A 13,558-nucleotide genomic window follows, 5' to 3' on the forward strand; every position below is an offset into this window, starting at 1 on the left:
TTCATCCTTTGCGGTAGCGATGCGGCGTGAAGGGCAGGGGATTGATATCGATGGGGATTTTGGTCCCGCGAACGTCGGCGAAGAGTGGGTTTGTCGATGAAGCCAACGGCGTTTCGACGTAACCCATGGCGACGGGAAAACCTGCCGAAGGGCCAAAGCCGCCGGAGGTGACATGTCCGACCGGTTTCCCAACCGCATTGAAAAGCGACGCTCCAGCCCGCACAGGCTGTCGACCTTGCGGTTTCAGGCCGACGCGTTTTTGCGCCGGGCCGCGCTCCAGGATCGCACGCAATGCGTCGGCACCGATGAAAGTGCCAGAGGCGCGAACTTCCTTCGGAATCGCCCACATCAGCCCGGCGCTGGCCGGGTCGATCTCCGGTGTGATGTCCAGCCCGTGCAGGCACAGGCCTGCTTCGAGCCGCAGGCTGTCACGGGCGGCCAACCCAACCCACATCACGCGCTCGTCCTCGAGCAGCCTGGCGACGAGATTTCGCGCGTCGGCTTCCGGCAGGCCGATCTCGAAACCGTCTTCGCCGGTGTAGCCCGACCGGCTCATGAACCAGTTTTCGCGGGGCTCAAAGCCATGCATGAACAGCAGCGATCCGGTCTCGATGCCGGCGCGGGACAGGGCGGCCCAGGCTTCGGGCCCCTGGATCGCCAGGAAGACGCGGTCGAGTGCGTCCACCTTGGCATCAAAAACCCCCTTTGTTTCAGAATCCAGGGCAAGTGCGCGCAGGTGCTTGTCGTCGGCTTCGGCATTGCCGGCATTGGCGACAACCATGAAGCGTTGTTGGCCGAGCCTGGTGACGATCAGATCGTCGATGATGCCGGCCGCTTCGTTGAGAAAGAACGTGTATTTGGACTGGGAAATCTCAAGCGCGCCGGCGTCGAACGGGCAGGCACGATTGAGCAGTGCCTCAGCGCCCGGCCCACTGATCTCGAACAGCTTCATGTGCGAGATGTCGAACAGGCCGGCATGCTCGCGGGTCTGAAGGTGCTCCTTCATCACGCCGGCCGGATAGGTCAGCGGCATCGACCAGCCGGCGAACGCGCCAAAGCGCGCACCGGCGGCCACGTGAAGGTCTTCGAGGGGAAGGTGTTTGATGTCGCCCGTCATGTCGTCTCCAGAGTCGCACGCAATCGGCCGCGAATGGCGGCCAGTCCGTGCCCCTCTGTCTGAAGCCTGAGAGACTCGCGCCCCGTAACTCTGTCGGCAGCGCTTACACCTTCGGCGCGGGGGCAAGCCCCGACTTTCCAGAGTGTCTTTCCCGTCTACGGTTCTTTTGCCTGAGAGATTTCGGGCGATTTCCCCTTCGGCGGCAGCTCTCGCTGCTCTCTCCCGCAAACAGGTAGGACTCAATTTGAGCCCTCGACTCGTCATCCATAGCCTGTGGACGACACCTTGTCACCTGCCAGCGACACCTTACCGACAAGTCTTCGCTAACAACCTCGCCGGAAATCCATCCGGCGCTCGGGGCGCTGGGCGACAAGGTCGCCTAGACGGCTGCACCCCGGCCAGGACCCTCGAACTGTCGCAAAACTATTGCTTGGCAGGCTCCGGCTTGGCGCTGGTGTCGAACCGCGACATCCATTTGAAACTGCCGAACCAGTAGCGGCGCACGCCGGTGATGGTGCCATCTGCTGTACGCGCGTCAATCCAGTTGTTGACGTATTGGATCAGGCGGATATCGTCCGGCCGCATCGCAAACGCCTCCGGCGTCCGCAACAGCGGGCCACCCACCATTGTCAACTTCGCATCATAGAGCCTGGCGGCCATCTGCGGCGTTGGCGATGTGGCGACCATCGCCTGTGCCTCGCCGCCGATGACCGCGGCGAAAACATCTGATGTATTGTCGAAGGAGAGGATGGTCGCCTTGGGGAATGCTTCCTTCGCGGCGGCTTCATCCGTGGAATTGGATAGCACGGCGATCTTGTATCCCGGCGCGGCCACCGCCTTTCCCGGCTTTTTGCCGAGGCTGGCGATCGTCGCCACCATGCGAATATCGGCAGCGCCTGTCTGGTCGGAGAATACCACTTCGCGCGCACGTTCCGGAGTGCTGGCATAGCCCGCCGCAATCATGTCGAAATCGCCCTTGAGCAGCCGTGCCTTGAGATCGTTCCAAGGCACTTCGACCAGCTTCAGGTCGACGCCAAGGTCGGACGCAAGCGCGCTGGTCAGGTCGACATCGTAGCCTGCGAATTTGCCGTCGGCTTTCTTGAGGATCCATGGTGGATTGAGCGCCACACCGACCGTCAGCGTCTTCTGGTCGATGATGTGCTTGAGACTGTCGTCCGCCCAGGCGGATGGCGCCGCCAACGCCAGCCAGGCGGAAAGCGCAAGTGCAATCGTGGCGATCATTTTTGAGTGCATGATGAATCCCGCTGCAACCGCCTGGTTGTCAGATTTACACGAGGATGCCATTCTGTCGATAGCGGATCGGGTTGGAGAATTGCAATGTCGGCACGGATGGCGATCAGCGGCTCGATGGTGTTCCTGGCCTGCACCCTGGGCAATCCGGCGAAGCTCTCGCTGCTGCCCGACACCGCGCAGGCGGCAGGCGCCAGACGCGTGGTCTGCTCCAGTGTGAACCACCGTTATTCCTACTGCGGTGTCGACACGCGGCGCGGCGTGCAATTGACCTCTCAGCTTTCGAAGTCGCGCTGCGTTCAAGGCAGAAGCTGGGATTATGACCGCGGCGGCATCTGGGTCGATGATGGCTGCTCGGCGGAATTCCTGGTCGCCGGCTCCGGCCGCAACCCTTCTGCCGGCGACCTGGCCGCGGCTATAATCGTCGGCGGCGTGGTTGGCGCCATTCTCGACAACAACAACTCGCATCGCCACCATTCCGACAGTTATTACCCGAAGCCGCGCCATCGCCGTGACGACCAATGGATCGATCCGACGCCGCAATTCGACAATCAGGGCAATCCGAATTTCGACACCCACGGCAACTATCAGGGCCCGCACGGACTGGGCAAGCTTGTCACCCCCGATGACAATCCGGACTTGAACCCGGCCCTGCGCAGCGATGGCGATGACAGCGATGACAGTTACTGAGCATCGCGCCTACTTTCCTTTGAACATGATCTTTTTCCAAAAACCGGTTCCCACTTTTTGCTGCGCTGACCTTCGGTTCGGAATCATGCTCTGCGGTCAAATGCCGCCGTACCAGTCGTAGCCATTGTCCTCCCAATAACCGCCCTTGCCGCCGCCGATAGTGGCGAAACCGTCGACCAGTTCGATCTTGCGGAGATATTTCGGCATCTTGTAGCCGATCTGGCGCTCGACGCGGACACGCAACGGCGCGCCGTTCTCGACCGGCAGCGGCTTGCCGTTCAAGCCATAGGCTAGGATCGTCTGCTGGTGACGGGCATCGACCAGGTCGATCGAGCCGTAATATTTGATGTCGCCGGACAGGCTGCGGTCGATCGTGTCGAGGCAATGGAACATGACGTAGCGCGCCTGCGGCTTGACCACCGCCTGATCAAGCACCAGCGACAGCGGCGTGCCGGTCCATTTGGCGATGCAACTCCAGCCTTCGACGCAGTCGTGGCGGGTGATCTGGGTGCGGCTCGGCATGTTCATTAGCTGCTCGCGGGTCAGCGACAGCGGCTTTTCGACAAGGCCGGAAACCTCAAGCCGCCAGTCGGCGAAATTGTTGGCGAGCAGGCCCTTGTAGACATCGTCGTCCGGCGCAGTGACGCCGTTCGGCCGCTGCGGCTGGCGGATGTCGGCTTCGGTGAATTCCGGCGCCAGCGAATCGCCGGCAAGCAGGCGTTGCGCGCGCCAGGTCAGGCCGTTGGCGCCTTCGAGGAAGCTGCGCAGGCCGTCGCCGACGCGAAGCTGGCTGTCGAAGGCGTCACAACCCGAGAGCATGATACTGGAGACGCCGAGGCTGGCCGAGGTCAGGAATTTTCTGCGGCTGATCACAAACTTCGCCATCTCACGCACTCCTCTGAGGCGTCTTGCTGCCATGCGCCGGCGGGTCGGTTCGGTACCAGCCGGTGATGATGGAACGCAGCTCGTTGATCGGGCCGGCGGCGAAGATCATCAGGATATGGATGATGAAGAAGGCGACGAGCAGCAGCATCACGATGAAATGGATCGTCCGCGCCGTCTGCCTGCCGCCAAGCAGATCGTTGAGGAACGGCAGCACCGCGTTCATGCTCGGCGACATGGCAAGGCCGGTGATGATCATCAGCGGCAGCAGCACGAACATGACGCCGCCATAGGCCATCTTCTGCAGCGTGTTGTATTCGCGTCTGTGACGGAACTTGAACCTGGCATGATCGGCGATGTCTCGCGGCAAACGCCTGAGATCGTCGATGCGCGGGGCAAGATCGCGGCGCAGATGGCCGTTGATGAGGCTGGCGACCAGCCACACGACCAGCGTCGTGGTTAGTATCCAGGCGAAGAAGAAATGGACGACGCGGGCGGTGCCGAGGTCGTAATAGGAGGGGATCGTCGCCCAAGACGGGAAAGCCCGGGACGTCTCCCGACCCGCCGGTCCCGACCAGCCGAGCACACCGGTTGTATCGAAGCGCTTGCCGAAGATTTCGGTGTAGCCGCGCGGGCCGTTTGCGGTGTTCTCGGCGCCGATGGCGAAGATGGTGTTGTCATAGGCGAATCCCGACTCCTTGCCGATATAGAGCTGGGGGCGGGCGTTGAAGATCTGCAGGCCGGAAAGCAGCATGAAGAACAGCGAGATGGCCCAGAGCCAGTGCGTCAGCCGCGTCCAGCGCGACTGCCGGTAGATCAGCGTTGCATCTTTCGGGGGGGCAGCATCCACCGCGGCGGCGGATTGGCTCCTGGCAACCGATTCCATTTTTCGCGTCCTCCCGGCCGCTCAGTCGGCCTTTCCGATCGTTCTCCTCCCAATACGTTGCCAGCCAAAGCGATGTTTCATCCGATCACGGAATTATTACGAGCTACCCGATACTACTGGCTTCCAAGACTGACGGCGAGGTTGACCGCTGCTGCGACGATCACTGTATTGAAAAAGAACGACACGATCGAATGCAAAAGCACGATGCGACGCATATGCGTGGTCGAGACAGTGGTATCGGAAGTCTGTGAGGTCATGCCGACGGTGGTCGAGAAATAGAGGAAATCCCAGCCGTCCGGCCGCTCCTTACCGGTAAATACGAGGCCGCCGACGGGCTTTTTCTGCTTCGCTTTACTGCCGGGGCCGGTCTCTTCATCGTTCAGCCAATAAACATGTGCGTAGTGCAGCGCCGTCATGGCGTGGATGGTGAACCAGCCGAGCGGGATCGACACCAGCGCGAAGGTGAGTTCGACAGGATGTGGGCTGCCCCCTCGATTGATCAACTGGAACAACGAGACGATGGCGACGGCGACGACAATCAGCGTCACGGCAAAGATGACCAGCACCGGCTGGTCGGTGGCGCGGGCATTCTTGCTCAGATAGCGGCCGGTGAGCAGCGGCATCTGGGCGACGACGATGACGGTGTAGGCGGCGAAGAACGCATTGGCGCCGATCGAATAGGCGATGGGTGCGCGCAAAACCAACGCGATCGCCAGTGCCACTACACCGATGCAGGCCGACACCGCGAACTGCATGTGGCGATGCAGTGGTTTCTTCAGCGGCGTCTCGGTCGTCATGGCCCGGCCCCTGATGGCGGTCCGTCTTACCGCCGCTCGTCTTTTAGGACTCGGACATTATAGCACTTTTGCCTGTGCGCATGATGCCGAAGATCGATTCCCGGTTTTGCTGCGCTGACGTCCGGTTCGAGGTCGAAGCGCTAACCCAGTGCGGCGGATTTCAGCGCACGCCGCAAGATGCGGTCGAGCTCGCCGAGAAACCGCGAGCGGTCCTGCGGCGCGAAACTGGCATTGTAGCCCTTGCTCTCGCCGGTCTCGCGCAGATGCTGCTTGAGGTCGCGCATCGCCACCGCCATGCCGATCGTTTCCGGCGTGAACGGGCGCCCGGTCGGCCCAAGCACATGGGCGCCGAGCGCCACCGTGCGGGCGGCAAGCGGGATATCGGCCGTGACGACGATGTCGTTGGGCCTGGCATTTTCGACGATCCAGTCGTCAGCCGCGTCGGCGCCTTTGGACACGACGACGTTGCGGATCATCGGATCGCGCGACGGGCGCAGGCCGCCATTGGAGACGAAGGTGACGACGACGCCATGGCGCTCGGCAACTTTCTCGACCTCGGCCTTCACCGGACAGGCATCGGCATCGACGTAAATGGCGGGGCGCGTCAAATTCAAGGTCTATTGCCCCGGCAACGAAATACTGCCTTCTGGAACGGTGGCGTTTGCCAACAACACCAGTTGATCGGCCTCGGCTTCCGTTGGTTGCTCTGCCTTAATTGCTGTTTCGAGCGTCGCGTAGTTCTGGTTGGACGGGATACGCCGAAACTCAGTTAGCGCCGCGAATGTCAGTGGATTTTCAATCTTGGCAATGGATTTAATAGTGTCAGCTCTTGAGGCAACGGTATCCAATTTTCTCATGTCTACCTTATAAGTATCAAGCTGCTTAAAAAGCTCGTCACTTTTAAGCACCCCTTGAAAGTCGTTCGACGAAAAGAGTTTTCTTAACGTGTCTTCTTCTTTTCCGCATGCGCCGGTGACGACGCTATAAGCGCTAACAGCCATATATTTGCTTAGCCGCTCCAAATACCCGACGCCATCAGCCTCCATCGCTTCACGAAACATTTTGTGAACATCTGATGCGCGTTCGGTTTTGGTGTCGCAAAATCGGTCGTGGATAACAGAGGCGCGTCTGTAGTTTCCAACAAACGGTGAGCCAGCGAATGACCATAGTGGCGCCGGAATAGATGCTCTATCAATATTTGTGCCTTTGGGAACGCTCCATATCTTTCCGACTTTGTCGGTAAAAGAAGCGTCTGAGAGTAGCATCATAATGCGGTGCTGATTTTGAGGATCTGTTGTCCACCGAAATTCAAAAGAGCCCTGAAACGATTGAGAGAGCGCTTGAAGAGTAGAAATGAAAGTTAAAATGCCGACGACGAGAACAACTTTTCTGACCATGGTGGCATGACCTCAAATCATCAAACCCAAATTTTATCATATTCTAATTGAAGGCGCAGACCAGCGTCTCGCGGGCACAATCGGTCTTTTCCTTGGGCAGTCCATTGTCGACTTTCGGATGCAGTTTTTCGGCGTTTTTATCTGCCCCTTTCTTTTCGAAACCAGGTCGCGGACCGGTCGATCAGCGGCTTGTGGTTCTCGTCAGTAAACCACCACGCTCCTGATGCTCTTGCCCTCATGCATCAGGTCAAAACCCTTGTTGATGTCCTCCAGCTTCAGCGTGTGGGTGATCATCGGGTCGATCTCGATCTTGCCGTCCATGTACCAGTCGACGATCTTCGGCACGTCGGTGCGGCCGCGCGCGCCGCCAAAGGCGGTGCCCATCCAGGTGCGGCCGGTGACGAGCTGGAACGGCCGCGTCGAGATCTCCTGGCCGGCGCCGGCAACGCCAATGACGACCGACTTGCCCCAGCCGCGGTGCGATGCCTCAAGCGCCTGCCGCATCACCTTGGTGCTGCCCGTGCAGTCGAACGTATAGTCGGCACCGCCGATCTGGTCGGCACCGCGCTTGGTCATGTTGACGAGGTAGGGCACGATATCGCCATCGATCTCCTTCGGATTGACGAAATGCGTCATGCCGAATTTCTCGCCCCATTCCTTCTTGTCGTTGTTCAGGTCGACGCCGATGATCATGTCGGCACCAGCGAGACGTAGTCCCTGGATGACGTTGAGGCCGATGCCGCCGAGGCCGAAGACGGCGGCCGTGGCGCCGATCTCGACCTTGGCCGTGTGGATCACCGCGCCGATGCCAGTGGTGACGCCGCAGCCGATGTAGCAGATCTTGTCGAAGGGGGCGTCGGGATTGACCTTGGCCACCGCGATCTCGGGCAGCACGGTGAAGTTGGAGAAGGTCGAGCAGCCCATATAGTGGAAGATCTTGTCCTTGCCGATCGAGAAGCGCGACGAGCCGTCAGGCATCAGGCCTTGCCCCTGCGTGGCGCGGATCGCGGTGCACAGATTGGTCTTTCTGGATAGGCAGGACGGGCATTGCCGGCATTCCGGCGTGTAGAGCGGGATGACGTGGTCGCCCTTCTTGACCGAGGTGACGCCTTTGCCGACATCGACGACGATTCCTGCACCCTCATGGCCGAGGATCGCCGGAAAAATGCCTTCGGGATCGGCGCCCGACAGCGTGAACTCGTCGGTGTGGCAGATGCCGGTCGCCTTGATCTCGACCAGCACCTCGCCCGCGCGCGGGCCGTCGAGGTCGACCTCCAGGATCTCCAGCGGCTTTCCGGCGGCGACAGCGACAGCGGCACGGGTTTTCATCGGGAATCTCCTCTCAGGGCAAATCTGCAATCGGGGCCGAGCATTAGCGTATCTGCAGGTTCTGGACTATGGGACGAATTGACAGTTCATAGCCGGGTTTGGTCGTCACTAGGCGACTTGCGCCCGGGATATGCGCCAACTTGCCTTGATCAGCCGGGGCCTTGACCGGCTGGGCGAAGCCCATAAAAGAAAGGCAGCCGAGGGAACAAAACCCGCATGTTCACAAAAATCCTGGTCGCCAATCGTGGCGAGATCGCCTGCCGCGTCATTAAGACGGCGCGCAAGATGGGCATCGCAACCGTGGCGGTCTATTCGGACGCCGATCGCGACGCCGTGCATGTCGAGATGGCCGACGAAGCGGTGCATATCGGGCCTTCGCCGGCCTCGCAGAGCTATCTGGTGCCGGAGAAGATCATCGCCGCCTGCAAGGCGACGGGTGCTGAAGCCGTGCATCCCGGCTACGGATTTCTGTCCGAACGCGCATCGTTCTGTGAGGCGCTGGAGAAGGAGGGCATCGTCTTCATCGGCCCAAAACCCAGAGCGATCAGGGCGATGGGCGACAAGATCGAATCGAAGAAATTCGCCAACGCTGCAAACGTGTCGACCGTGCCCGGCTGGCTTGGCGTCATCGAGAATGCCGGCCATGCCGAGAAAATAGCCGGTGAGATCGGCTATCCCGTGATGATCAAGGCCTCGGCCGGCGGCGGCGGCAAGGGCATGCGCATCGCCTGGAGCAAGGCCGAGGTGCGCGACGGGTTCGACCGGGCGCGTTCGGAGGCCAAAAGCTCGTTTGGCGACGACCGCGTCTTCATCGAGAAGTTCGTGGTCGATCCGCGCCACATCGAGATCCAGGTGCTGGCCGACGCGCATGGCAATGCGCTTTATCTCGGCGAGCGCGAATGCTCGATCCAGCGCCGCAACCAGAAGATCGTCGAAGAGGCGCCTTCGCCTTTCCTCGACGCCAAGACCCGGAAAGCCATGGGCGAGCAGTCGGTGGCGCTGGCTAGGGCGGTCGACTACCAGAGCGCCGGCACGGTGGAGTTCATCGTCGACAGCGAAAAGAACTTCTATTTCCTTGAAATGAATACGCGATTGCAAGTCGAGCACCCGGTGACCGAGCTGGTCACCGGCATCGATCTGGTCGAGCAGATGATCCGCATAGCTGCCGGCGAAAAACTCGCTATCAAGCAAAGTGACGTCAAGCTGAACGGCTGGGCGGTGGAAAGCCGGCTCTATGCCGAGGACCCATATCGCAATTTCCTGCCGTCGATCGGCCGGCTGACGAGATACCGGCCGCCGGAAGAGGGACAGTTCGGCGAAATCGTCATCCGCAACGATACCGGCGTCACCGAAGGGTCGGAAATCTCGATGTTCTATGACCCGATGGTCGCCAAGCTGTGCACCTGGGCGCCGACGCGGCTCGCCGCGATCGACGCCATGTCGGAAGCGCTGGACAGCTTCGTCGTCGACGGCATCGAGCACAACATACCGTTCCTGGCAGCACTCATGCAGCATCCGCGCTGGCGGGAAGGGCTGATATCGACCGCCTTCATATCAGAGGAATATCCTGACGGGTTCGCGCCGATCGTGCCTGATAGCGAGGAGAAGGCCGTGCTCGCATCGATCGCCACCGCGGTCGAACTGCTGCGCCGCGACCGGCTCGATCGGCTGGGCGGGCGGCTGGCGCCGCATTCGGGTGCCCTGAAGCGCGACTGGGCGGTCAAGATCGGCGAGGATTACCTTTCGGCCTCTGTCCTCGAAGGCATGATTTCCATTCCAATGGAGCTCGATCTGTCGATCGACGGCGGCAAGGCGCTGACGGTGATGTCAGACTGGCGGCCGGGCGATCTCATCTGGCGCGGCACGGTCGGCGACCGAAGAATCGCCGCGCAGATCAGGCCGGTGCTGAACGGGTTTCGCATCGCCTGGAAAGGCATGTCGGTCGCCGCACGCGCCATGCTGCCGCGCACCGCCGAGCTCGAGAGGCTGATGCCGGAAAAAGTGGCGCCGGACACGTCGAAGATGCTGCTCTGCCCGATGCCCGGCCTCGTCGTGTCGATCGCGGTTGCCGAGGGGCAGGAGGTCAAGGCCGGCGAGACGCTGGCCGTGGTCGAGGCGATGAAGATGGAAAACGTGCTGCGCGCCGAGCGCGATCTCACCGTGTCGAAACTCAAGGCGAAGCCGGGCGACAGTCTCGCGGTCGATGCGGTGATCATGGAATTCGCGTGAGGCTGAAAATAAAAACCCGCCTCGGCGGCGGGTCGTTGGCGCAAATCAGCACCATGCATATATTCCTAGCATAAATGCCGTCACAAAGCAACGATCGCGAACTTGCAAGGCTCGATTGGCAACTGCTGGACTCGCATCGTCCGGTGCCGGACAATGCAATTTCATCGACTGAGTCCTTTCAAGCGGCGCTAAAAAACCATGGCGAATGAGACACTTCCACGCGACCCTTTGCGGCGCGAGGCTTTTATGAAGGCGTCGCGGCCGGAAATGCCGGCGCGGCCGTTCATCCATCTGCGCGTGCATTCGGCCTATTCGCTGCTCGAAGGTGCTTTGCAGCTTGGCACGGTCGTCGCCCATGCGGTCAAGGATGAAGCTCCGGCCATCGCCGTCACCGACACCAACAATCTGTTCGGCGCGCTCGAATTCGCGCAGAAAGCGGTGAAGGAGGGCATCCAGCCGATCATCGGCTGCCAGACCACTCTCGCCTTTTCCGGCGAAGCCAGCGACAGCCAGCGCGACCGCAGGCGGCAAGGCCCGGAGATGCGGCCGGTGGTTTTGATCGCGGCGACCGAGGCCGGCTACAGCAATCTGGTCAGGCTGGTCAGCCGGGTCTATCTCGAAACGCCGCCCGGCGAGGCGGTGCATCTGACGACCGAAATGCTGCAAGGCCATTGCGACGGCCTGATCTGTCTCAGCGGCGGGCCGCGCGGTCCGATCGGCAACGCCTTGAAAGAGGACCGCCGCGATCTCGCCGAGACACGGCTTTTGGCGCTCAAGGCGCTGTTCGGCGACCGGCTCTATGTCGAGCTGGAACGGGTTTCCGGCTATGACCGGGCGATCGAGCAATCGTCCGTCGATCTCGCCTATATCAATGACCTGCCGCTGGTCGCCACCAACGAGGCGTTTTTCTCCTCGCGCGACGACTATGAGGCGCATGACGCGCTGATCGCCATCGCCGAAGGCTCGGTCGTCGCCGTCGACAATCGCCGCCGCCTGTCGCCCGACAATTTTCTGAGAAGCCAGGCTGACATGGCGAGGCTGTTCGCCGATCTGCCCGAAGCGATCGACAACACCGTCGAGATCGCGCTGCGCTGCTCTTATTATCCCAAGACCCGCAACCCGATCCTGCCGCGCTTTGCCGGCGGCGATGTCGCCGACGCCGATGCGGCGGTGAAGGCGGAGGCGCAGGAGCTTGCCAGACAGGCGCATGAAGGGCTGGAGGCGCGGATCGCCGCGCACGGACTGGCGCCTGGCTACACGGTCGAACAATATCGCGAACGGTTGGAATTCGAGCTCGGCATCATTGAGAAGATGAAGTTCCCCGGCTATTTCCTGATCGTTGCCGACTTCATCAAATGGGCGAAGGCACAAGGCATTCCGGTCGGGCCGGGCCGCGGTTCGGGCGCCGGCTCGCTGGTCGCGTATTCGACGACCATCACCGACATCGATCCGCTGCGTTTCTCGCTGCTGTTCGAGCGCTTCCTCAACCCCGACCGCGTGTCGATGCCCGACTTCGACATCGACTTCTGCCAGGACCGGCGCGAGGAGGTCATCCGCTACGTCCAGCAGAAATACGGCCGCGACCAGGTCGGCCAGATCATCACCTTCGGCACGCTGCAGGCCCGCGCGGTGCTGCGCGATGTCGGCCGCGTGCTGCAGATGCCCTATGGCCAGGTCGACAAGCTCTCCAAGATGGTGCCGTCGAACCCGGCCAATCCAGTCAAGCTCGCCGACGCCATCGCCAACGAGCCGCGCTTTGCCGAAGAGGCAGAGCGCGAGCCGATCGTGCAGACGCTGCTCGACATGGCGCAGAAGCTGGAAGGGCTCTACCGCCACGCCTCGACGCACGCCGCCGGCATCGTCATCGGCGACCGGCCGCTGTGGGAGCTGGTGCCGATGTACCGCGACCCGCGCTCCGACATGCCGGTCACCCAGTTCAACATGAAGTATGTCGAGCAGGCCGGGCTGGTGAAGTTCGACTTCCTCGGCCTGAAGACGCTGACGGTGCTGGAGACCGCGGTCAAGCTGATCCGCCGCCGCGGCATCGAGATCGATCTCGCCCACATTCCGCTCGACGACCCCGACACCTACGCCATGCTGTCGCGCGGCGAAGTGGTCGGCGTGTTCCAGGTGGAAAGTGCCGGCATGCGCAAGGCGCTGATCGGCATGCGCCCCGACTGTATCGAGGACATCATCGCGCTGGTCGCGCTTTACCGGCCGGGGCCGATGGAGAACATCCCGACCTACAACGCCAGAAAGCATGGCGAGGAGGAGATGGCGTCGATCCACCCGAAGATCGACCATCTGGTGAAGGAGACGCAAGGCGTCATCGTCTACCAGGAACAGGTTATGCAGATCGCGCAGGAGCTCTCCGGCTATTCGCTGGGCGAAGCCGATTTGTTGCGCCGCGCCATGGGCAAGAAGATCCGCGCCGAGATGGACAAGCAGCGCGAGCGCTTCGTCTCGGGCGCGGTCGAGCGCGGCGTCGGCAAGCCGCAAGCCGACTTTATTTTCGACCTGCTGGCAAAGTTCGCCGACTACGGTTTCAACAAATCGCATGCCGCCGCCTACGCGGTCGTCTCCTACCAGACGGCCTATCTGAAGGCGCACCACCCGGTCGAGTTCCTGGCCGCGTCGATGACGCTGGATATGGGCAACACCGACAAGCTCGCCGATTTCCGCCAGGATGCGCTGCGCCTCGGCATCGATGTCGTGGCGCCTTCGGTGATGACGAGCTTCCGCGCCTTCGAAGTCGGCGAGAACCGGATCTTCTATTCGCTGGCCGCGCTCAAGGGCGTCGGCGACGCGGCGGTCGAGCATATCGTCGCCATGCGCGGCGAAAAACCGTTCAAAAACCTCGCCGATTTCTGCGAAAGGGTCGATCCGAAGATCGTCGGCAAGCGCGTCTTTGAAAGCCTGATCATGGCTGGCGCGCTCGACTGTTTCGGCCACGACCGCGCCGCGATGATGGCGGGCGTCG

Annotated in this window: 11 protein-coding genes and 1 riboswitch; of the genes, 3 read left to right on the forward strand and 8 right to left on the reverse strand. The window is 61.5% G+C overall.

The features are described 5' to 3' along the window. Position 1: 1 nt before the first annotated feature. The gene (gcvT, locus tag EOB36_RS23780; RefSeq protein ID WP_128285858.1) at positions 2 to 1,117 is read right to left on the reverse strand and encodes a glycine cleavage system aminomethyltransferase GcvT; all 1,116 of its coding nucleotides are present in this window, start codon (positions 1,115 to 1,117) and stop codon (positions 2 to 4) included. 148 nt (positions 1,118 to 1,265) lie between these two features. Then, positions 1,266 to 1,352: riboswitch (glycine riboswitch) on the reverse strand. 188 nt (positions 1,353 to 1,540) lie between these two features. Continuing rightward, the gene (locus tag EOB36_RS23785; protein ID WP_164547193.1) at positions 1,541 to 2,371 is read right to left on the reverse strand and encodes a transporter substrate-binding domain-containing protein; all 831 of its coding nucleotides are present in this window, start codon (positions 2,369 to 2,371) and stop codon (positions 1,541 to 1,543) included. A gap of 84 nt (positions 2,372 to 2,455) precedes the next feature. On the opposite strand from EOB36_RS23785, the gene EOB36_RS34715 reads away from it, so the two are divergent. Then, positions 2,456 to 3,058: a DUF3011 domain-containing protein gene (locus EOB36_RS34715; RefSeq protein WP_206616855.1), complete on the forward strand. Its 603-nt coding sequence runs from the start codon at positions 2,456 to 2,458 to the stop codon at positions 3,056 to 3,058. A 96-nt stretch (positions 3,059 to 3,154) separates the two neighbouring features. Here the strand turns inward: EOB36_RS34715 and EOB36_RS23795 are convergent, their stop codons facing one another. The 6 genes from EOB36_RS23795 to EOB36_RS23825 all read right to left on the reverse strand — a co-directional run bounded on the left by EOB36_RS23795 (position 3,155) and on the right by EOB36_RS23825 (position 8,349). Further along, positions 3,155 to 3,943, reverse strand: a complete 789-nt coding sequence (locus EOB36_RS23795) for a molybdopterin-binding protein (protein ID WP_128285859.1) — start codon at positions 3,941 to 3,943, stop codon at positions 3,155 to 3,157. Position 3,944: 1 nt separating this feature from the next. Then, positions 3,945 to 4,826: a cytochrome b/b6 domain-containing protein gene (locus EOB36_RS23800; RefSeq protein WP_128285860.1), complete on the reverse strand. Its 882-nt coding sequence runs from the start codon at positions 4,824 to 4,826 to the stop codon at positions 3,945 to 3,947. A 113-nt stretch (positions 4,827 to 4,939) separates the two neighbouring features. After that, complete coding sequence (locus tag EOB36_RS23805) at positions 4,940 to 5,623, reverse strand: DUF1345 domain-containing protein (protein WP_128285861.1); 684 nt, start codon at positions 5,621 to 5,623, stop codon at positions 4,940 to 4,942. A gap of 140 nt (positions 5,624 to 5,763) precedes the next feature. Further along, positions 5,764 to 6,231, reverse strand: coding sequence for a YaiI/YqxD family protein (locus tag EOB36_RS23810; protein WP_128285865.1), 468 nt, complete (start codon positions 6,229 to 6,231; stop codon positions 5,764 to 5,766). 9 nt (positions 6,232 to 6,240) lie between these two features. Next, a complete protein-coding gene (locus EOB36_RS23815) occupies positions 6,241 to 7,020 on the reverse strand; it encodes a DUF1353 domain-containing protein (protein WP_128285862.1) in 780 nt (259 codons plus the stop codon). Positions 7,021 to 7,221: 201 nt separating this feature from the next. Continuing rightward, positions 7,222 to 8,349, reverse strand: a complete 1,128-nt coding sequence (locus tag EOB36_RS23825) for an S-(hydroxymethyl)glutathione dehydrogenase/class III alcohol dehydrogenase (RefSeq protein WP_127204963.1) — start codon at positions 8,347 to 8,349, stop codon at positions 7,222 to 7,224. Between the two features lie 216 nt (positions 8,350 to 8,565). On the opposite strand from EOB36_RS23825, the gene EOB36_RS23830 reads away from it, so the two are divergent. Both EOB36_RS23830 and dnaE read left to right on the forward strand, forming a co-directional pair. After that, a complete protein-coding gene (locus EOB36_RS23830) occupies positions 8,566 to 10,578 on the forward strand; it encodes an acetyl/propionyl/methylcrotonyl-CoA carboxylase subunit alpha (protein ID WP_128285863.1) in 2,013 nt (670 codons plus the stop codon). Positions 10,579 to 10,824: 246 nt separating this feature from the next. Then, positions 10,825 to 13,558, forward strand: a 2,734-nt coding sequence (gene dnaE / locus EOB36_RS23835; protein ID WP_206637201.1) for a DNA polymerase III subunit alpha, incomplete at its 3' end; no start/stop codon positions are given.

Origin of the sequence: Mesorhizobium sp. M6A.T.Cr.TU.017.01.1.1 (assembly GCF_004023115.1) — a bacterium.
Classification (GTDB): domain Bacteria; phylum Pseudomonadota; class Alphaproteobacteria; order Rhizobiales; family Rhizobiaceae; genus Mesorhizobium; species Mesorhizobium mediterraneum.